Source organism: Gillisia xinjiangensis, from assembly GCF_046298265.1.
GTDB lineage: Bacteria > Bacteroidota > Bacteroidia > Flavobacteriales > Flavobacteriaceae > Gillisia > Gillisia xinjiangensis.
The window spans coordinates 1-966 of sequence record NZ_JBKAHK010000027.1; the positions used below are offsets into that span (position 1 = coordinate 1).

Genomic DNA, 966 nt, shown 5'->3' on the forward strand with positions numbered 1-966 from the left:
CTATGTGGCTCAATGGGGATTTAACCAGTATAGAAATACAAAAGGTAAATAACCTTTATCTTTATTTAAATATTAACACAATCGCTGAAGCAACAATGTTTGGGTTGCAATCCCTACGAGCCTTTATGGCCAAAGGGGATGTGGATTTTGAGGAGCAGGTGATATTGGATAAATCCTTTATTGACAATGACTGCCTTTATGGAGTTTACACGGCGATGGGTAAAGCACCAACGTTTGATGGCTACCTAAAAAATTTTAACAGCGATATGTCCGTGGCGAATTTAACATTTGGTGCAGATCCTAATTTTGCCTCTAATAGGGATTCAAAATATCATAATGCTATGGCGATAACCAACCCGCCATTAAATTCCAATATGATAAACATAGATTTTAATACAGACCCTTCTACTAGTGGCAACGTTTTGAACAAGCCAGATGTGTTTAAAGCGGTTTCCCTGGTACACGAGGTTTTACACGCAGAAATGTACAGGAAAATGCTGGATGCCGTAAGAGCAGCGGAAATAAGTGGTAACAATTTAAACTGGACATCTTGGACAAGTGAACAATTTTATAACGATTTTTTAAATAGCTTGGAAAACAAATATTTTGGAATATTTGATTATTTTACCAGATATAATTATGGAATACCTGAAGGCAGCAATCCTAATGATTATCAGCATCAACAATTGGCGCAACATTATCGAGATATTATAACACAAGCTTTGACTGATTATGATCCAAGTCTTACACCCGCACAAAAAGAAGCTCTATCCTGGATTGGTCTAAATACTGCAGATATTGTGGCTTGGCAACTAAAAACACCTCAAGAACAACAAGCTATAAAAGATCAAATTACCAATATTAAAAACTCTTTTCCCAATGGCTGCAATTAAAATTTTAAGCTTTATATTGATTTTTTGCCCGATACTTTCTTTTGGGCAAAAATCAATGTATCCAAAAGATACC

Annotated in this window: 1 protein-coding gene; it reads left to right on the plus strand. The window is 35.7% G+C overall.

Going from position 1 to position 966, the window contains the following annotated elements:
* Window positions 1-893: hypothetical protein (locus tag ACKGJN_RS16265; protein WP_409540618.1), on the plus strand; the 893-nt coding region annotated here is incomplete at its 5' end.
* Between the last annotated feature and the right edge of the window lie 73 nt (window positions 894-966).